Source organism: Streptomyces cahuitamycinicus, from assembly GCF_002891435.1.
GTDB lineage: Bacteria > Actinomycetota > Actinomycetes > Streptomycetales > Streptomycetaceae > Streptomyces > Streptomyces cahuitamycinicus.
Genome location: NZ_POUC01000150.1, coordinates 1 through 17644 on the forward strand (window position 1 = coordinate 1; position 17644 = coordinate 17644).

Annotated in this window: 14 protein-coding genes, 2 pseudogenes and 1 riboswitch; of the genes and pseudogenes, 10 read left to right on the forward strand and 6 right to left on the reverse strand. The window is 72.1% G+C overall.

What is annotated here, in order from left to right; translation table 11 throughout:
• The 5 genes from C1J00_RS20760 to C1J00_RS20780 all read left to right on the forward strand — a co-directional run.
• A partial coding sequence (locus tag C1J00_RS20760) for a hypothetical protein (protein ID WP_102910570.1) occupies nucleotides 1-835 on the forward strand: 835 nt, incomplete at its 5' end.
• Nucleotides 828-3095, forward strand: coding sequence for a lipopolysaccharide biosynthesis protein (locus C1J00_RS20765; RefSeq protein WP_245936428.1), 2268 nt, complete (start codon nucleotides 828-830; stop codon nucleotides 3093-3095). The genes C1J00_RS20760 and C1J00_RS20765, both read left to right, overlap by 8 nt.
• A gap of 319 nt (nucleotides 3096-3414) precedes the next feature.
• On the forward strand, nucleotides 3415-5250 hold the full coding sequence (locus tag C1J00_RS20770; RefSeq protein ID WP_102910571.1) for a glycosyltransferase: 1836 nt from the start codon (nucleotides 3415-3417) through the stop codon (nucleotides 5248-5250).
• Nucleotides 5247-5687, forward strand: a complete 441-nt coding sequence (locus C1J00_RS20775) for a hypothetical protein (RefSeq protein ID WP_102910572.1) — start codon at nucleotides 5247-5249, stop codon at nucleotides 5685-5687. Before C1J00_RS20770 ends, C1J00_RS20775 begins: the two co-directional genes overlap by 4 nt.
• Nucleotides 5684-6826, forward strand: a complete 1143-nt coding sequence (locus C1J00_RS20780) for a glycosyl hydrolase (RefSeq protein ID WP_245936429.1) — start codon at nucleotides 5684-5686, stop codon at nucleotides 6824-6826. The genes C1J00_RS20775 and C1J00_RS20780 overlap by 4 nt, the downstream gene beginning before the upstream one ends.
• 31 nt (nucleotides 6827-6857) lie before the next feature.
• On the opposite strand, the gene C1J00_RS20785 is transcribed toward C1J00_RS20780, so the two are convergent.
• The 3 genes from C1J00_RS20785 to C1J00_RS20795 form a co-directional block, all read right to left on the reverse strand.
• The gene (locus C1J00_RS20785; RefSeq protein WP_439333422.1) at nucleotides 6858-7730 is read right to left on the reverse strand and encodes a polysaccharide deacetylase family protein; all 873 of its coding nucleotides are present in this window, start codon (nucleotides 7728-7730) and stop codon (nucleotides 6858-6860) included.
• Nucleotides 7731-7813: 83 nt separating this feature from the next.
• On the reverse strand, nucleotides 7814-9091 hold the full coding sequence (locus C1J00_RS20790; RefSeq protein WP_102910573.1) for a glycosyltransferase family 2 protein: 1278 nt from the start codon (nucleotides 9089-9091) through the stop codon (nucleotides 7814-7816).
• A gap of 20 nt (nucleotides 9092-9111) precedes the next feature.
• Entirely contained in the window at nucleotides 9112-10197 is a 1086-nt protein-coding gene (locus C1J00_RS20795; protein ID WP_102910574.1) for a GNAT family N-acetyltransferase, read from the reverse strand.
• Between the two features lie 171 nt (nucleotides 10198-10368).
• Here C1J00_RS20795 and C1J00_RS20800 point away from each other — a divergent pair, with 171 nt between their 5' ends.
• Entirely contained in the window at nucleotides 10369-11217 is an 849-nt protein-coding gene (locus C1J00_RS20800) for an HAD family hydrolase (RefSeq protein ID WP_102910575.1), read from the forward strand.
• On the opposite strand, the gene C1J00_RS20805 is transcribed toward C1J00_RS20800, so the two are convergent.
• Nucleotides 11181-11960, reverse strand: coding sequence for a transglycosylase SLT domain-containing protein (locus C1J00_RS20805; protein WP_102910576.1), 780 nt, complete (start codon nucleotides 11958-11960; stop codon nucleotides 11181-11183). The genes C1J00_RS20800 and C1J00_RS20805 overlap by 37 nt on opposite strands.
• A gap of 3 nt (nucleotides 11961-11963) precedes the next feature.
• A riboswitch (cyclic di-AMP (ydaO/yuaA leader) is annotated at nucleotides 11964-12141 on the reverse strand.
• Nucleotides 12142-12641: 500 nt separating this feature from the next.
• On the opposite strand from C1J00_RS20805, the gene C1J00_RS20810 reads away from it, so the two are divergent.
• From C1J00_RS20810 to C1J00_RS46895, 3 genes and pseudogenes are all read left to right on the forward strand, one after another.
• Entirely contained in the window at nucleotides 12642-13652 is a 1011-nt protein-coding gene (locus C1J00_RS20810) for a polyprenyl synthetase family protein (RefSeq protein ID WP_102910577.1), read from the forward strand.
• A 231-nt stretch (nucleotides 13653-13883) separates the two neighbouring features.
• Nucleotides 13884-15149 (forward strand): LolA family protein, encoded by a 1266-nt coding sequence (locus tag C1J00_RS20815; RefSeq protein WP_102910578.1) that lies wholly within the window; start codon nucleotides 13884-13886, stop codon nucleotides 15147-15149.
• Nucleotides 15150-15190: 41 nt separating this feature from the next.
• A pseudogene (locus C1J00_RS46895) lies at nucleotides 15191-15438 on the forward strand (hypothetical protein); the annotation flags it as partial.
• Between the two features lie 83 nt (nucleotides 15439-15521).
• Here C1J00_RS46895 and C1J00_RS20825 read toward each other — a convergent pair.
• Nucleotides 15522-16103 (reverse strand): flavodoxin family protein, encoded by a 582-nt coding sequence (locus tag C1J00_RS20825; RefSeq protein WP_102910579.1) that lies wholly within the window; start codon nucleotides 16101-16103, stop codon nucleotides 15522-15524.
• Between the two features lie 166 nt (nucleotides 16104-16269).
• Nucleotides 16270-16773 carry a DUF6668 family protein gene (locus C1J00_RS20830; RefSeq protein WP_102910580.1) on the reverse strand — a complete coding sequence of 168 codons (504 nt, stop codon included), beginning with the start codon at nucleotides 16771-16773 and terminating at the stop codon, nucleotides 16270-16272.
• A 158-nt stretch (nucleotides 16774-16931) separates the two neighbouring features.
• Between C1J00_RS20830 and C1J00_RS20835 the strand changes: the two are divergent.
• A pseudogene (locus tag C1J00_RS20835) lies at nucleotides 16932-17644 on the forward strand (tetratricopeptide repeat protein); the annotation flags it as partial.

Genomic DNA, 17644 nt, shown 5'->3' on the forward strand with positions numbered 1-17644 from the left:
GGGCAGGCCGGTCGGGGCGTGGGGCGAGGCCTCCGCGTTCAGCCTGTCCAAGCACGTCGGGGCCAAGGCCGGAGGCATGCTCGCGCTCGCCGACCCAGGGCTGCGGGAGGCGGTGGAGGAAACCTGCGCCGGGCTGCTCGCGCCGCGCCGGGCCGGCGCCGAACTCGCCTACCTGGTCCGGCCGTACGCGGAGGCGACGGTGCGCGGGCTGCGGCTGCGGCGCGCCGCCTGGGCCGCGATCCGGCTGCTGGGGCTGGCGGACCGCGAGGAGATCCGGATGCCGCTGCGCCCGGACGAACTCGCCCTCGCCGCCCGCGAGACGCCCGGGCTCGACGCCCACCACCCGTGGGTGCGCGTCGACATGCACGACTACCGCATGGAGGCCGGCCGGCTGCGGCTCCGGCGCATCGGGCACAAGCTCGACCGGCTGGACGACGTCCTGGACGCCTGCCGGGCGGGCACGGAGCTGCTGCTCTCCACGCCCTGGGCCAAGCCGCGTGACGCCCACGGCACGCAGCCGTTGTTCCGTGTGCCGCTGTTCGTGGCCGACCGGGACGCGGCGGTGGCGGCTCTGGCGCGCCGGGGCATCGTCGTCGGCTACCTCTACGACCCGCCCCTGGACGACTACGCCGGTGCGGAGTTCACCGACCCCTCGCCGGCCCCCGAGGCGGCCCGCTGGTTCGCCCGGCACGCGTTGCCCGTGGACCCGCTGCGGGCGCGGACGGTCGCCGAGGTGCTGGAGCGGTCCGGGGCGCGGCCGGTGCCGGCGCCGGGAGAGGGAGAGCTGCCCGGGAGCAGGCCGACACCGGGAGGGCCGGTACAGTCCCGTGACTGAGATCCAGGTGCACGAGCCCGCCGCCGCCCGCACCGGTGGCGGCGGACCGAAGCCTGCCGACGGCGACCCCACCCACGACTCGCTCTTCAAGAACGCCTACTTCCTCATGCTCAGCACCGGCGTCTCCGCCGTACTGGGCCTGGGATTCTGGCTGGTGGCCGCCCGCTACTACACGGAGGAGGCCGTCGGCCAGGGCTCGGCCGCGATCGCCGCGATGCGGCTGCTCGCCAGCATCACGGCGACGACGATGATCGGCGCCGTCGTCCGCTTCGTCCCGCGAGCGGGCCGCCAGACCGGGCGCCTGGTGGGTGGCACCTATGTGGCCAGTTCGCTGATCGTGGCGCTCGCGGCCGCCGTCTTCCTGCTCACGCTCGACGCCTGGGGGGCGTCCTACGCGCCCCTGGGCGCGCCCATGGCGGGGGCGGTGTTCGTCGCGGCCTGCGTGGCCTGGGCGCTGCTCACCCTCCAGGACGGAGTGCTCACCGGACTGCGCAAGGCGGAGTGGGTGCCCGCCGGGAACGCGGTGTTCTCGGTCGGGAAGCTGGTCCTCCTGGCCGTCTTCGCCGGCACGCTGCCGGTGCTCGGCATCTTCGTCTCCTGGGCGGTGGCGATCGCCTTCTCCACGCTCCCGCTGGGCTGGCTGATCTTCCGCCGGCTCATCCCGCGGCAGGCGGAGGCCGACGGCGACAAGGAACCCCCGAAGGTCAAGGACATGGGCCGCTTCCTGGCTGGGGACTCCCTGGGCGCCCTGTTCAGCCTGGCGATGATCAACCTGCTGCCGGTGATGGTCGCGGTCCGCTTCAGCGCCGCCGAGAACGGCTACTTCTACGTGGCCTACACAGTCGGCGGCACGATGGAGTTCATGGCCATCAACATGGCCTCGTCGCTCACCGCGCACGCCTCGCACGACCCGCGCCAGCTCGCCGACGGCGTCCGGGGCGCCCTGCGGCGCATGACGCTGCTGCTGGTCCCGGTCGTACTGGTGCTGGTCGTCTTCGCCCCGTACATCCTCACGCCCTTCAGCCCCGACTACGCCGAGCACGGCTCGACCGTGCTGCGGCTGCTCGCCCTCGGCGCGCTGCCGCGGGTGGTGGTGGAGCTCTACATCGGCGTGCTGCGCGTCCAGGGGCGCACGGGTGTGCTCGCCGCGCTCCAAGGGGCCATGTGCGTCCTGGTGCTGGGCAGCGCTGCCGTGCTGTTCGCCCCGTCCGGGATCGCGGGCGCGGGCTGGGCGGTGCTGCTGAGCATGACGCTGATCGCCGTCGTCTCCATGGCCGGGCTGCGCGCGGCCCTGCGCCACGACGACGGGGCGCCCGCCGTCCGTACGCCCGCCGCCCCCTCCTACGGCACCCACTGGGCGAAACTCAACGCCACCGCCGGATACGGCACGAGCTGGGCCCGCCGCGCCGCCTGCCAGCCCAAGGAGAACGACCAGGACACGGTCACTCTTTTCATAGGGCGCCCCGGCTATGAGCGCGAGGCGCTGCAGGCGGACACGCTGGCGCTGATCGTGCGACCGGAGGGGCCGACCGGGCAACCACCGCCCCACGACCCCGGGGAACCGGATAAGGAGCCGCGGGAGCGGCGGCTGAGAGGCGCCCTGTGGAGCCTGCTCGGTGTCGCCGTCGTGTTCTTCTGGGCCCCGCTGCGGGACCTGCCGTGGCTCGACCGGGCATCCGAAACGGCTCTGACCGGACGTCAGCTGCTGGAGGGCATGCCCCTGCCGTCGCTCACCGCGGGCGGTCTGCTGCTCGTGGTGTTCGTCGCCGCCGTCACGCTGAGCACCCGGCGCGACCCGTGGCTCCCCGGCACGGCGCTGGGCGCCGCCCTCATCGCCCTGTACACCGCACCGGCCGCCCTCGGACGGGAACCGCGGCCGGTGGACGGGGCGTTGTATGAGAAGGCGGCCGGCTTCCTGGCGGACGCGCTGGGGCTCGGCGGGCCCGAGCCGATGCTGCGCTGGGCGCCGCCGGTCTGCCAGCTGCTGTGTCTCGTACCACTGGGGCTGCTGCTCGCGAGCGCGGGCGGGCGGCTGCCATGGCCGGGGCGCTGGGGGGTTCTGTATCTCGTCGCGGTCGGCGGCTGGGTGTGGCGTGACGCGCTCGCACCCCTCGCACCGCCTCTGCTCGTCGCCCTCCTGCTGCTCCTGCTGCTCCACCGCGCAGTGACGGCGTGGGCGCGCTCCCGCACCACAGCCTCACCGAGCCCCATAGCCGACCGAACGGCCGACGGACCACCGAGCGGCCCACCCCCCGACTGACCGAGCCCGAAACCGAAACCGATCCGGGCTCCGGGCCGACAGAGCCGCCCGAGCCGAACTGAGCCGCCACGGCAACACAGCCGAACAGAGTCGCCACAGCCAACACAGCCGAACAGAGCCAACACAGCCGAACAGAGCCGAAGAGAGCAACCGCCAGGGGGGAACCACCGTGCGTCCGCCAGTCACACCGAGGGAGAGATCCACGCCAGAACCCACACCTGCACGGGACGGCGCGAAAACCTCCGGCAGCGGCCCCGAGACGGCCAGCCAGTCCTCCAGCCCCTCCTCCTCGGAGTCGTCGAGCCCCGCCCATGAGCCCGTGACGGATCTGTCCGACCTGCCTCCCGCCCGGCCGGGGCCCCGCGCAGTCGCCTGGCCGGGTGTGCCGCTGCTCGTCGCGCTAGCGCTCTGGGCGTACGCCATGCGGCACACCGACATCTCGCGGCTCGACGACTACGGGCTGGTCAGCGCGCTGCACCCGACCTTCTGGGCGGGGCTCGCGGTGCTCACCACCGGCTTCTGGTTCACGGTCCGCGACGCGCGCCGGCCGGGCGCCTGGTCGGCGGCGTACGTGCTGGGCCTGTTGGTGATGGAGCGGGCCACGCAGGCCGTGCTCTACCCGACGCCGCTGTACGCCTGGGCGTGGAAGCACGAGGCGGTCATCGACCACCTGCTGTCGGCCGGCGGTCTGCAGTCGGCCGATCAGGTCGGCGACATGGCGGTGTACGACCAGTGGCCGGGCTTCTTCGCCGCTCAGGCCGCCCTGCAGCGGCTGCTGGGCGTGGACTCGGCGACGATGTTCATGGCCTGGTGGCCCCTGGTCTCCAGCCTGATGCTGCTGCTCCCGCTGGTGCTGATCTACCGCACCTTCACCGAGGACCGGCGGCTGATCTGGACCGCGGTCTGGCTCTTCTACGTCGCCAACTGGGTCGGGCAGGACTACTTCTCCCCGCAATCCGTTGCCTACGCGCTGCACGTGGGCGTCCTGGCCGTCGTCCTGCGCCGCTTCGGCCGGTCCGCCGTGCGGCGCGGCCGGCCGCGGCAGGCGGTGTGGACGGTGGTGATCTCCGTCATGATCGTGGCGATCGTCATCTCCCACCAGCTCACCCCGGGCATGCTGGCCGTCTGCCTGCTCGCCCTGTGTCTGAGCCGCCGCTACCGCGACTGGGTCCCGCTGGTCATGACCGTCGTGATCTTCCTGGCCTGGTGCCTCACGGCCGCGCTGCCCTTCCTGTCCGCGGCGATGCCGGACATGATCCGCTCCATCGGCGACGTCGGCGCCAACGTCGAGACGGGCTACGGCGCCACCCCGACCGGCACCGGAGCGATAGCGACCTCCTGGGCGGCCCGGCTGCTGTCCGGCTCCGTGCTGCTGCTCGCGGCCGTCGGCGTGCTGCGCCAACGGGTGCTGCGCCACCGCGCGCGGCCCCTGCTGCTGGTCGCGGCGGCCCCGCTGCCGATGTTCGCGGCGAGCAGCTACGGCAGCGAGATGATCTTCCGGGTGCTGCTGTTCATGCTGCCCGGCGCCGCCTTCTTCGCCGCCGCGGCACTGCTGCCCAAGGTCCGCACACTGGCCGCCGCCGCCGACGACGCCACCGACGCCGCCGCGCAGGAGACCGGCGACGGGCGGGCCACCCGCCCCGCTACGGCCCGCCGGTGGGCCATCGGCACGTGGGTGCCGCTGGCCGCGCTGCTCGGCGGAACCCTGGTGTTCGTCCCCGCCTACTCCGGCAAGGACCGGATCAACTACTTCCCGCCGCAGGAAGTGGCGCTCGTACGGCAGCTCTTCGACCAGGCGCCAGGCGGCTCGCTGGTCGTCGCCGCCAACCGCAACTACCCGGACGCGTACGCCTCCTACGGGAGCATCGACCACTACTGGTTCCTCGACGACGCCCGCAGCCACGTCGACAAGATCGTCCGGGACCCGGCCGCCACCCTCGCCGATGACATGGCCGGGGTGGAGCGGCCGGCCCGGGCCTACTTCCTGCTCACCCAGGGGCAGTTGGCCAACTCCGAGATGAACGGGCAGCTCGACAAGGCGCAGCTGGACCGCATCCGGGCGTCCGTCGCCGCCTCGCCGCGCTTCCGACTGGTGGCGGAGAACGGCGCCGGATGGCTCTACGTGCTGAAGCAGTCAGGGGGAGCGGAGCGATGACACCGCAGGAACTCGTGGTCCGGATGCTGCCCCCGTTCGGCGGCTGGCTGGCGCTGGCCGCGCTCGCCCTGCCCGGCGGATCGCCGCTGCGGGGCGCCGCGGTCGCGCTCTTCCTGGCGGCGGGGCCGGGCGCGGCCGTGGTCAGAGTCTGCGCCCCCGCCCTGGGGGCGCGGCCCGCCGAAGGGCCCGTGGAGCGCCGGGACCCGGGCTTCGCCCGCCACTCCGACCTGCTGGAGCGGCTGATGCTGACGCTGTTCCTGAGCATCGGCGCCGTGATGCTCGTCGCCACCGTGCTGATCGCCACGCACACCTTCAGCGCGCAGCGGATGTTGCTGACGCTGACGCTGCTGACCACACTCGCCGCGTTCTGTCCGCCGCTGCGCGCCTCCCCGCCGCCGAGGACGACGCCGAGGACACCGAAGGGTTCCGCTCAGTGAGGTTCAACCGTCTCCACCGCCCCTTTCGCCGCGATCCGGACCCGGCCGGACAGCACCGCAAACCCCCCGGAGGCCAGCCGACCTCCGGCCCGTTCGCGTCGAGCCGGCGCCGGCTGCTGATCACGTCCGCCACGGTGGTCAGTGCGGTCCTCGTCGCCGTACTCGCCCTCCGGGACGCCTCCGGGCCGGGGCCTGGAGCAGCCGGACCCGACGCGGACTGCCGCCCCACGGCCCTCCTGGAACCGCCCTGCGGCGCCTGGTTCGGGGCGTTCGTGCCACACGAGCGGGACGACCTGCCGGAGAAGGTGCGCGCCTACGAGAAGCGCGTGGGCCGCGAGCTCGACATCGTGTACACGTACCACGACATGTCCCTGGCCTCGGGCACCCGGCGCGAGGGCCAGCTGCTCACCCCGGAGGAGCAGCGCGTCGGCGAGGACCACCTGCTGCTGCTGTCCTGGGAGAGCAAGTGGTGGGGCGGCACGAAGCGGCAGCAGCCGACCTGGAAGCAGATCGCCGCCGGCGAGCTGGACGACAAGGTCATCGACGTCCAGGCCCGCCGCATCAAGGACTACGGCAAGAAGGTGTTCCTCTCCTTCGACCTGGAGATGGACACCCGCACCCCGGACAACGGCACGCCGGCCGACTACGTGAAGGCCTACCGGCACATCCACGACCGGTTCCGCGAACTGGGCGTCGACAACGTGGTGTGGACGTGGATCACCACTGGGTACCTCGACCACGCCGACGACATCAAGAAGATGTACCCGGGCGACGACTACGTCGACTGGGTCGGCTACAACCAGTACAACTACTACCGCTGTCACGAAGCGGGCTGGCTGACCTTCGCGCAGACCCAGAACACCACGCACGACTGGATCCGCGCCAACATCTCCGACGACAAGCCGCTGATGCTCTCCGAGTTCGGCACCGCCGCGGACTCGGCCCGCCCGCAGCGGCAGGCCGAGTGGTACGCGCAGGTGCCCGGAGTCCTGAAGGGCCTGGAGGGCGTCAAGGCCGCCCTCCAGTGGAACTACCGCGACCCCGGGCCGCACTGCAACCTGGCCCTGGCCAACGACGCGGCCTGGGACAGCCTGCGCAAGGCGGTCTCCGACCCGTACCTCAACCAGCCGCGGAGGTAGCGCGGGCAGACCTCGGCCCGCCCGGCCGGGGTCAGCCCGCGAACTCGGGCCCGTGCACCACCGCACGGGCCCGTCGGTACCAGCGCCACGCGATCGTCTTCGGCCCGTCGCGGTACGGCGCGACGCGTGCGCCCGCCCCCGCCAGCCAGCCCTCGACGTCGGCGACGGTGTGGGTGCGCCGGACGATGAGCCGGGCGATGCGGTACCGCTCGTCGCGGTCGGAGCTGAGCGCGTGCCGTACGGCGGTCGCCGTCTCGTAGCCGGCCCGGGCCGACATCGCCCGTACCCGGGGGCTGTTGTAGCCGTGCGGGTAGGCCAGGTGCCGGATCTCGTGCCCGAGGGCGTCCTCCAGCACGGCCTTGGAGGTGCGCAGTTCGTACGCCAGGGCCTTGACGGACAGGGTGTCGAGCTGCGCGTGCGTGACGGTGTGACTGCCGATCTCCATGCCGGAACGTTCCAGCTCCGCCGCCCGGGCCAGGGGCATCATCGGGGCGGGCGGCAGCAGGCTGCGGCCGCCCGGGGCGATGGCGCCGGTGGTGAGGTAGGCGGTGGCGGGCAGCGCGCGTTCGGCCAGGGCCTCGGCGGTGGGGCCGGGCAGATCGGCGAACCCGTCGTCGAAGGTGAGCAGTACGGGCCGGGGCGGCAGCGGCGCCCGCCCGGCCAGGTGATCGGCGATCGCGCTGATGGTCACGGGCGTACGCCCGCTGCGGACCACGGCATCGAGATGCGCGCCGAACTGCTTCGGAGTGACCGTGAACTCGGCGATCCAGTCCGGCGGATCGTCCACCACGCAGTGGTACAGGAAGACGGGGATGGCGGGAGTGCCGTGGGCATGCGGCGGGGCTATCGGCCCCTCACCCTCCCGCGCTCCCCGCTCCGCCCGGCCTCTGCCGTCCGTTTCCATCTCGCCCCCTGAGCTGTCTTGTCACGAGCCGTCACGAGCCGTCACGAGCCGTCATGAGCCCTCGTGAGCCGCGTCGTGAGCCGTCATGAGCCGTCACGAGACGTCGCGCGCAGCGCGCGACGCGCCTTCAGATAGCCGACCGGGCCGTACAGCATCCCCCTGCGCTGCAACCGCGACAGCCGCCGCGGCCAGGGGTGCGTCCGCACGTCGTGATCACCCGGCGTCCCACCGCCCTCCGTCTCGCGTACGGCGGTCAGCGTGCGGGCGTGGGCCAGACCTCGCGGCAGCCGGGCGAGGAACGCCGGCAGCAGCGCGGGCCGGTTCACGAGCACCGCGGTGAGATAGGCGGTGAGTCCGGCTCCGTAGCCGTACGCCTGGGTCTCCAGGTCCCGCCAGGTCTCCCGGTGGTGGTGCCAGACCAGGGCGTACGGCGTGTAGCGCAGCCGGTGGCCCTGGGCGAGGACGCGCACGAAACCGTAGAGGTCGTCACCGCCGCGGGCGGCCGTACCGGCGCCGGTGGCCGGGTCGAAACCGCCGACGGAACGCAGCACCGCCGTCCGGAACGCCATGTTCGCGCCCGAGCCGAACCGCCCCGCCGTGAACGGGAACAGCGGCTCGTCGCCCGGAGGACGCGCCGGGTCGTACGTCCTTGGAGTGAAGCCCTTGGCGAAGCCGCCGTGGCTCTCCAGCAGCACCTGGGCCGGGGTGGTCAGGCGCGCGGGCAGGATCAGCCCGGTGCAGCACCCCAGCCCGGCGTCGGCGGCGAAGGGCGCGCTCAGCTCGGTCAGCCAGCGCGGGTCGGCGACCACGTCGTCGTCGGTGAAGGCGACCACCTCGCCGTGCACGGCGTCCAGCCCCGCGTTGTGCGCGCCCGCGAGCCCCGGAACAGGCTCACGGACGTAGCGCACGCGCTCGGCGTACTTCCGCTCGATCAGCTCCCGCGTCTCGTTCGTGACGGGCGCGTTGTCGACGACGACGACCTCGAACCGCGGATGGTCCTGCGCCAGCAGCGAGTCCAGCGCCCGGGCCAGCTGCCCGGCGCGCTCCCGGGTGGCGACGACGACACTCGTGAACGGCGGCTCCCCGGGTCCGCCGAAGACGGCCGGCCCGTACTCCGCCCGCGCCCGCTCCGCCAGCACGGCCCTGGGATCCGCCCCCTCCGGCACTCGCCCGAGCAGCGTGCCCACCGGCCGGCCGCCCCTCCTGACCAGCACGAACACCTCGCCGTGCGTCACGGGCGGGCTCCCTGGACCGGGCCTGAGCGCCGCCTGGTCACCGTCGAGCTCCAGCTCGGCGACCTGTACCGCCCCGATGTCCAGGAACCGCCGGATCTCCTCCTGCGCACGCGCCGAACGGGCCATGCGCCCACCCCCCTTGTGTGTCAGGTACGGCGCAGCCGAGCCGCGCCCTTCAGCGTCCGCGCTGCCAGCGACGCGAGCCGCGGCCTGCCGCGGACGAAGCTGTGCGCGCGGCGTGTGGGCTCGCGGCTCAGCCAGTGCAGTGCCGCGCCGGCCCCCGGCCGGGTCACCGCACCTTCGTACACGGGCAGTTCGCCCGTCTTCAGCGCGTCCTTGTACTCGGCCGCGCCCCGTCCCAGGTCGAGCGTGCCGATGCCGTCGGCGGCCGCCGCCTCGGCCATGCGCAGGTGCAGCACGAGACCGGGTGAGAACTTCGCGAACTCCGGGTCGTACGCCGGGAACCAGCAGGCCAGCACCGAGGACGAACGCAGCCCGAAGTGCGCGGCGACGGGTCGCTCACCGGCGTACAGCACCGACAGCGTGCCGCTGCACTCCGGTGCCCGGGTCCGGGCCAGCTGCCCGACGAGCCGGGTGATCCACTCCTGGGCGAACCGGTCCCGGCGGCCGGTCCTGCGGTACTGGGCGGACTTCCACTCCATGAGCGTGCGCAGCGCGGCCGGTTCGCGTTCGTCGAACACGAACCGCAGGTCATCGGCGTGCCGACCCAGCTTGCGCTCCTTGGCCAGCGTGGTCTTCAGGAACTTCGGCGACTGTGCGCGCAGCACCGACTCGTACGTCTCGTAGCCCTTCTCCACGTCGATGACGTAGGTGGCGTGCTCCTCGGCCGCGTACCGGACGAACAGCCGCTGCTCGGCCTCCAGGTTGTCGAAGGCGAAGCTCGACACCGAGCAAGCCCTCAGCAGTTGGTCCGTCTCCAGGTCCAGGCCCGGCCGCAGGATCGCGCCCTGGGCGTCCGAGACACCGAGGCCGATCGCCCGGCCCTGCCCCAACGGGCCACGCTCATAGGGCAGGAACCCGGCCGGTTCCAGCCCCTCGTACACCACGGCCACCCGCGCCCTGGGCCTGACCCGGCCGACGGCTTCTGTGAACTCCGGCTCCATGAAGGGGTTGCGCGGTGCCTCGCAGGCCGCCCGCAGCGCACGCCAGCGCTCCCTCTCCCCTTCGCCGAGCTCCCCGGGCCCGGCCACACGAATGCGCCCACTGCTCAACCCGACCCCCCGATCAAGTCCCCCCTGGACACTTGGAAGGTACCGCTCGATGCGGCCCCACGGGTAGGTAGCGGAGCATGTTGTTGCCAACCGGTGCAGAGGCCTTCAACCGGGCAATCCGCGTGGGTCGTACGATGAAACGAAGGGGCGCGCTGTCCGTATTCTCTGATCATGGCCGCACCCATCGCATATTCACTCATCGCCACCGATCTGGACGGGACGCTGCTGCGCGGCGACGACACCCTCTCCGACCGGTCTCTCGCCGCGCTCGCGCGGGTGGCGGACGCCGGTGCCCAGCACCTCGTGGTGACGGGCCGGCCGGCGCCGAGAGTGCGGCCGCTCCTGGACGACCTCGGTGCGACGGGGCTCGCGGTGTGCGGGCAGGGCGCGCAGGTGTACGACGCCGGCGCGGACCGGCTGCTGTGGTCCATCACCCTGGACCGGGAGCTGGCGGAGACCGCCCTGGGCAAGATCGAGGCCGAGGTGGGGCAGGTGTACGCGGCGGTCGACCAGGACGGGGTCGACGGGCTCACGCTGATCGAGCCGGGCTACCTGATGCCGCACCCGACCCTGCCCGCCGTGCGGGTCGACCGCCGCGACGAACTGTGGGGTGAATCCATCAGCAAGGTGCTGCTGCGCCATCCCCATCTGTCGGACGACGAGTTGGCGGCGACGGCCCGCTCGGTGGTCGGCTCACTGGCGACGGTGACGATGTCGGGGCCCGGCACGGTCGAACTCCAGCCGTGCGGGATCACCAAGGCGACGGGCCTGGCGCTGGCCGCCGAGCATCTGGGGCTGCGACCGGCGGACACCATCGCCTTCGGTGACATGCCCAACGACATCCCGATGTTCGACTGGGCCGGCCACGGCGTGGCGATGGCCAACGCCCATCCCGAACTCAAGGCCGTGGCCGACGAGGTCACCCTGTCGAACGAGGACGACGGCATCGCCGTCGTCCTCGAACGACTGCTGGGCGGGGTGGCTCAGTACGGGCCGTTGACGTTGTCGATCGAGCCGTAGCGGTCGGCCGCGTAGTTGCAGGCCGCGGTGATGTTGGCGACCGGGTCGTACGGGTCCCACGACGTGCCGTCCACGTGGTAGGCCTGGAAGGTCGGGTCGATGGTCTGGAGGAGACCCTTGGACGGGGTGCCCTTGGCTGCGTTGGAGTCCCAGTTGTTGATCGCCTGGGGGTTGCCGGACGACTCACGCATGATGTTGCGGTGGATGCCGTCGTAGGACCCGGGGATCCCCTTCTGCGCCATGATGTCCAGCGCCTCGCGGATCCACCCGTCGAGGTTGTCCGGGTAGGTCTTCACGGACGCCTGGGTGGCCTGGGTGACGCCGCCGGCGGGCTTGGCGGCCGGCTTGGCGGGGGCGGACGACTTGGTCGCCGTCTTCTTCGCGGTGTCCGTCTTGGTGGTCTTCACCGTCAGCTTCAGACCCGGGTGGATCAGCTTCGGGTCGTCACCGACGGCCGCGCGGTTGTCCTTGTACAGCTGCTTCCAGCCGCCCGAGACGTCGTACTTGTCCGCGATGCGGGCAAGTGAGTCGCCCTTGACCACGGTGTACGGGAGGGACTTGGCGGGCTGGGCCGCCTGCGGCACGGACTGTGCGGCGGCGGGTGCGCTCTGGGGTTCGGCGGCGCTCGCCTGCGTGGCACCGAGGAGCGGCAGGGTGAGTGCGGCTCCTCCGGTACCGGCGGCGATGAAGCCTCGGGTGAGCGGGTTGGTTCTGGGGCGACGGTGCTTGCCTCGTCCGGCCATGACGATATTCCTCTCCGGCGCCTGCGAGGTGAGCTGTCGGGTTCGGGCCGGGAGGTGCCCGGCCGCGTACGGTGCTGTGTGCCGTACGCGGCTTCACCCCGAGCCGTGCCGCTGTGCGGACCGGCGACTTACCTGGGTCCCCCGCTCCTGCCCTGCGTGAGTGAGTCGGTTGGTGGGGAGTCCGGGCGGCGGCAGGATTGGGCGTCCGCCGGACAGGCCGGGAACGTATGCGAGAGCACATGTCGGGAACAAGCGCCTCAGTCACATATCGAGCGGTTGACCTTGGTCGGGGATGTTTTGGCCGCTTGATCCTTTGCGGCAGCCAAGGCTCAACTGGCGTTCGGGGGAAGGTGGTACGGGCCGATGTCGAGGCGGGGCGGAAAGGGGGAGTAAGTGATTCAACTCACTGATCACGAGCCTGTGGGGCAATTTCCACCAAGAGGAATTCACCGACTCTTCGCGGCAAATCGTGCATAGTTCGCTATCTCTGGGTAAGTCGATTTATATCTGTTCTTATAGGTTGATCGAAAACATAACGGTCGTGATCGGATACCGCCCGGCCTGTAACCCTGGGTGCTGGCGGTGATCGAAACGTGACCGGATACGCTGGCCGGAGTGTGGGCAGCGACCTATCGACAATCCGCGTAACCACCGGCAGACACAGCAGACAGGAGACCCCTCGTGACCGACGTCGGGCCGTTCGGGCTGAGCGTGCGGGACCAGGCTCTGGAAGCCGATGTCCAGGCCGGACTGGCGGCTGTCGAGGAAGGCTTGCTCGAGGCCACCAAGAGCGAGGTGCCCTTCATCACGGAGGCCGCCCAGCACCTGGTGCGGGCCGGGGGCAAGCGGTTCCGCCCCCTGCTGGTGATGCTCTCCGCCCAGTTCGGTGACCGGTACGCGCCCGGGATCGTGCCGTCGGCCGTCGTCGTGGAGCTGACCCACCTCGCCACGCTGTACCACGACGACGTGATGGACGAGGCCTCCGTGCGCCGCGGCGTCGCGAGCGCGAACGCCCGCTGGGACAACTCCGTCGCGGTCCTCACCGGCGACTTCCTCTTCGCCCGCGCCTCGCACATCCTGGCCGACCTCGGCCCGGAGGCCGTGCGGGTGCAGGCCGAGGCGTTCGAGCGGCTGGTGACCGGCCAGATCCTGGAGACGGCCGGACCGCAGGACGGCCGGGACCCCGTCGAGCACTACCTCGACGTGCTGGGCGGCAAGACCGGCTCGCTGGTCGCCGTGTCGTGCCGGTTCGGCGCGATGATGTCCGGCGCCGACGACACGGTCGTGGACGTCCTGACCCAGTACGGCGAGCGGCTCGGCGTCGCCTTCCAGCTCGCGGACGACGTCCTGGACATCGCCTCCGACTCCCACGAGTCCGGCAAGACGCCGGGCACCGACCTGCGCGAGGGCATCCCCACGCTGCCGGTGCTGCGGCTGCGCGAGCGGGCGGCCCGGCTCGGACTCGCCGAGGACGCCGCCCTGTGCGACCTGCTCGACTCCGACCTCACCGACGACGCCCGGCACGCCGAGGCCCTGCGCCTGCTGCGGGCCCACCCGGCGCTGGAGCAGGCCCGACAGGACACCGTCCGCTACACCCAGGACGCCCGTTCGGCGCTCGCACCCCTGCCGGAGTGCACCGCGAAGACGGCGCTCCTGGAGCTGTGCGACGCGGTGGTGCACCGGGCCGGCTAGGGCCCTTTCCCGTCCGACCCCTACGGGTCGGGGGAGAAGCAGCCCTTCCGTGTCATACCCCAGCAGTACACGGAGTTGAGCCCGGGGTCTGACGTATCTCCCTGGCCGATTTGGTCAGATGGACACCACGGAAAGACACCACTCCTCACCTGTTCGGGTGAGAATGGCGGCTCAGGGACGAGTGCGTGGACGACACGGACAGCCGCCGCCGATCACGGAGGTAGGGCACACATGGCACCGTACGCATCCGACGACAGCACGACCGCCGGAGAGGGCGACGAGCAGCGCTCCGTGCGGCGCAAAGCCGCGCGGTACATCGTCCCGGTCACGGTGGTGGGGGTGGCCGCCGCGACGATCGGGCTGGTCCCCGCGCTCGCCGACTCCGGGGACCCCGACCTCCCGAAGATCACCGCACAGCAACTCATCGAGAAGATCGCCAAGTCGGACGTCCAGCAGCTGTCCGGCACGGTGAAGATCAGCACGGACCTCGGACTGCCGAACCTCGGCGGCCTGGAGTCGGGCCTGCTGTCCGGTGCCGCGGGCAAGGGCGAGGGCGGCTCCTCCGCCGACCCGACGGCCAAGCTCACCGAACTGGCCTCCGGCACGCACACCCTGCGCGTCGCGGCAGACGGCCCGGACAAGCAGAAACTGTCGCTGCTGGAGAACGCCGCCGAGTACAGCCTCATCCACAACGGCAAGGACGTCTGGGGTTACGACAGCAAGTCCAACGAGGTCTACCACGGCACCTCCTCCGACAGCCCGGAGCGCGGCAAGGACCAGCAGACGCCGGCCATGCCCAAGGACTTCGCCGAGGAGGCCCTGAAGGCGGTCGACGACACCACGTCCGTGACCGTCGACGGCACCGCCCAGGTCGCCGGCCGGGACGCCTACAAGCTGGTCGTCAAGCCGAAGCAGTCCGGCTCGACGGTCGGCGCCATCACCGTGGCCGTGGACGCGAAGACCGGCATGCCGCTGAAGTTCACGCTGACCCCGGCGAGCGGTGGCTCGGCCGTCGTCGACGCGGGCTTCACGAAGGTGAGCTTCGCCAGGCCGGCCGCCTCCACCTTCGACTTCGCCCCGCCCAAGGGGGCGAAGGTCACCGAGGAGAAGGACGCCGGCAAGGCATCCGGCAAGGCCTCGGGCGACACGCCGCGCAAGGCCCCCGGCAAGCCCTTCGACCTGGGCGAGGCGCCGGGCCACGCCCCCAAGGCCGGGAAGGACTCCGGCCAGGGTCCCGGCGGCATGAAGACCATCGGCGAGGGCTGGACCGCCATAGCCACCTTCGACACCGGCGGCGAGGGCATGCCCTCGGGCAAGGCCGGGGGCGAGTTCGGCGGCTTCATCGACTCGCTCGGCGACAAGGTCCAGGGCAAGTTCGGCTCGGGCACGGTCTTCTCGACCCGCCTGGTCAACGCCCTCGTCACCGACGACGGCAAGGTCTACGCGGGCCTGGTCACCAAGGACGCGCTCGTGAAGGCGGCCGACGCCGCCAAGTAGGTCCCGCAGCCGCACGGGACATCGAGAGAACGAGGAAGCCGATGGGCGAGGTGTCCGCCGGAGAACCGGAGCAGCGTGAGACGCGGGCCGAGACCGGGGAACCGGTCATCGCCACCCACGCGCTCACCCAGCGCTACGGCGGCGGACAGCTTGCCGTCGACGGTCTCGGTCTGACCGTTCCGGCGGGCAGCTCGTCGTCGACGGTCTCGACCCGACCGTCCCGGCGGACAGCCTCTTCGGCTTCCTCGACCCCAACGGCTCCGGCAAGACCACCACCATCCGCACGCTGACGGCCTCCATGCCCTGTACGCGGCGGTGTTCGGGTCGGCGGCGTGGGCGCGCTTGACGGCGAAGAACGTCACCGCGCAGCGCTCAGTCCTCGTACAGGAACCTGGCCAGGGGCGCCTCCTGCTCGAAGAAGGTCTTGGCGCGCGTCAGAGCCGCGTCGTCGGTCAGTACGTCACCGGGCTTGCTGCCGTTGCCCAGCAGCACCCCGCCGAAGCGCATCCCCATGTACGCGGCGGAGTTGTGGAGCGTCCCGACGAGCGGGTCGGCGACCACCTCCTGGGTGTGCGCGAGGGCGGTGACGCCCCACAGGGTGCGGCCGGCCAGGGTCGCCTTGAAGTCGAGGCCCGGCGTGCGCAGCCAGCCCGACCAGTAGTCGAGGTAGCGCTTGGTCTGTGCGGAGACCGAGTACCAGTACAGGGGCGAGACGATCACGATGTCCGTCGCCGCGAGCGTGGCGTCGAGCAGCCGGGCCACGTTGCCCTCGGTCGGGCGGACGTGGTCGCTGTCGTGCCGCAGGTCCTCGAAGTCCGGTACCGGAAGCTCGGTGAGGTCGATCCACTCCTGCCCGACGTCCGGGGGAAGCTGCTCGGCGGCCCGGCGGGCCAGCAGCTCGGAGTTGCCCTCGGCGCGAGCACTGCCCAGGACGAAAAGGAAACGGCGGGTCATGGGTGCCCCTCTGGAGAACTCGGCATCGACGGTTGCATGCATGTGCATCGTATGTGCATGCAACTAAAAGCGCCAGGGGTGTCCATCACGTCTCCCGTGCCGCCGCCAGCAGCAGCGCCTCCCGCCCCGGTACCGCCCAGGGGTACGGCAGACACAGGCAGTGCCGTCAGCGTGCCGCTCCCGTCAGGCGGGCCAGGGCCTGCGTCTCGCGCGGCGGACGTCCCGGTTCACCGAGCCGCCAGGACGGCATCCACGGCACGCGGTACACGTCGATGACCGACTCCAGCGATCTGACCCGCTGGGCGAGCGGGCGCGGCAGCCGCCCCGGGGCGTCCGCCACGAGGACGATCGCGTCCAGGTCGAGCCCCGGCGGAGCCTGGCCGCGCCGGAAGAGTTCCACCGCCCCGGCCGCCGTGTCCAGGCCGGCCGCGTGCGTTCGCGCGACCAGCAGCACCGACGGGGGATCGCCGGGCCCGGGCCAGGACCGGCCGCAGTCGTGGCCGCCGTAGACCGTGGCGAGCGTGGAGACGCCCGCGCCGCCGTGCGTGCCGACCCAGGAGAAACGCCGTGCCGCGGCATGGGCGTGCGCGGGCTCGGGCGGCCCCGGCTCCGGGGTGGTCACCGGGCCGCGCAGCCAGATCTCCGGTCCCTGTCGCGCGCCTGTGTGCATGCCCCTCTCCTCCCTCGTATGCCCGGTCTTCATGCCGTCGCTGACGACCGTCCGGGGCCGGCGTCCCTTGGGACGAGCCTGTGACACCGTGGTGACGTGAGAAACGGGGGCGAGCGGACACACTCGACAGTAGGTGCACGACGCCCAGTGAGGGGACGATGTCGCGACTCAGCCGCGAGAAGAAGCGGGAACAGAAGCAGGCCGCACACGCGGCGACCCCGGCGGCGCCGATCGACGTCCATGTCCCCGGGTCCGGCACGGACGTGGGAGGGGGACCCGGAGGGGTGTCCGACAGCGCCTCCGTCGGTGGCGTCCCGGTCTTCGCGGCTCCCGGTGAGGAGATCCAGCGGGCCGTCCTGAACCGGCTCCACCACATCGCCCTGGCCACCGGCCACCCCGTCCTCGCCACGATCCGCGACGAGCGCATCGGTTACGTCGTCCCGCTCCAGGTCGACCCGGACGGCTCCAGCCACTTCACGGCAGAGCCGGTCGCCACGACGCCGCAGGAGCAGCAGCACGCCCGGGGCGAGGCCACCGGTACGCCGGCGGAGCGGCAGCACGCCCGGAGTGAGGCCACGGCTCCGCCCGAGCCGCAGCAGTTCCCTCCGGCCCACAGCGACAGTGCCACGCACGTGCTGCGTCCCCTGCCGGAGACCGGCCGCGGTGCGGCCCCGACGTTCCCGCCGCGGGCCGTGCCCGAGCCGCAGCCGGCCGACGGACCCCTACCCACGTTCGAGCTGCGCGCCGTGCCGGAGTCGCCCGAGCCCACGCCGAAGGACGCGCGGCCGGCCCCGGGTGCGCGGCCGACGCCGGGCACGGCGCCCGGCCCGGGCGCGGTGATGCCCGCGGGCACGGCGATGCCGCCCGGCAC

Excerpts from the sequence above, each read along its gene's own strand:
- C1J00_RS20775 (WP_102910572.1), top strand. The coding sequence starts at position 5,247 with ATGACACCGCAGGAACTCGTGGTCCGGATGCTGCCCCCGTTCGGCGGC.
- C1J00_RS20785 (WP_439333422.1), bottom strand. The coding sequence starts at position 7,730 with ATGGAAACGGACGGCAGAGGCCGGGCGGAGCGGGGAGCGCGGGAGGGT.
- C1J00_RS20790 (WP_102910573.1), bottom strand. The coding sequence starts at position 9,091 with ATGGCCCGTTCGGCGCGTGCGCAGGAGGAGATCCGGCGGTTCCTGGAC.
- C1J00_RS20800 (WP_102910575.1), top strand. The coding sequence starts at position 10,369 with ATGGCCGCACCCATCGCATATTCACTCATCGCCACCGATCTGGACGGG.
- C1J00_RS20805 (WP_102910576.1), bottom strand. The coding sequence starts at position 11,960 with ATGGCCGGACGAGGCAAGCACCGTCGCCCCAGAACCAACCCGCTCACC.
- C1J00_RS20815 (WP_102910578.1), top strand. The coding sequence starts at position 13,884 with ATGGCACCGTACGCATCCGACGACAGCACGACCGCCGGAGAGGGCGAC.
- C1J00_RS20825 (WP_102910579.1), bottom strand. The coding sequence starts at position 16,103 with ATGACCCGCCGTTTCCTTTTCGTCCTGGGCAGTGCTCGCGCCGAGGGC.
- C1J00_RS20830 (WP_102910580.1), bottom strand. The coding sequence starts at position 16,773 with ATGCACACAGGCGCGCGACAGGGACCGGAGATCTGGCTGCGCGGCCCG.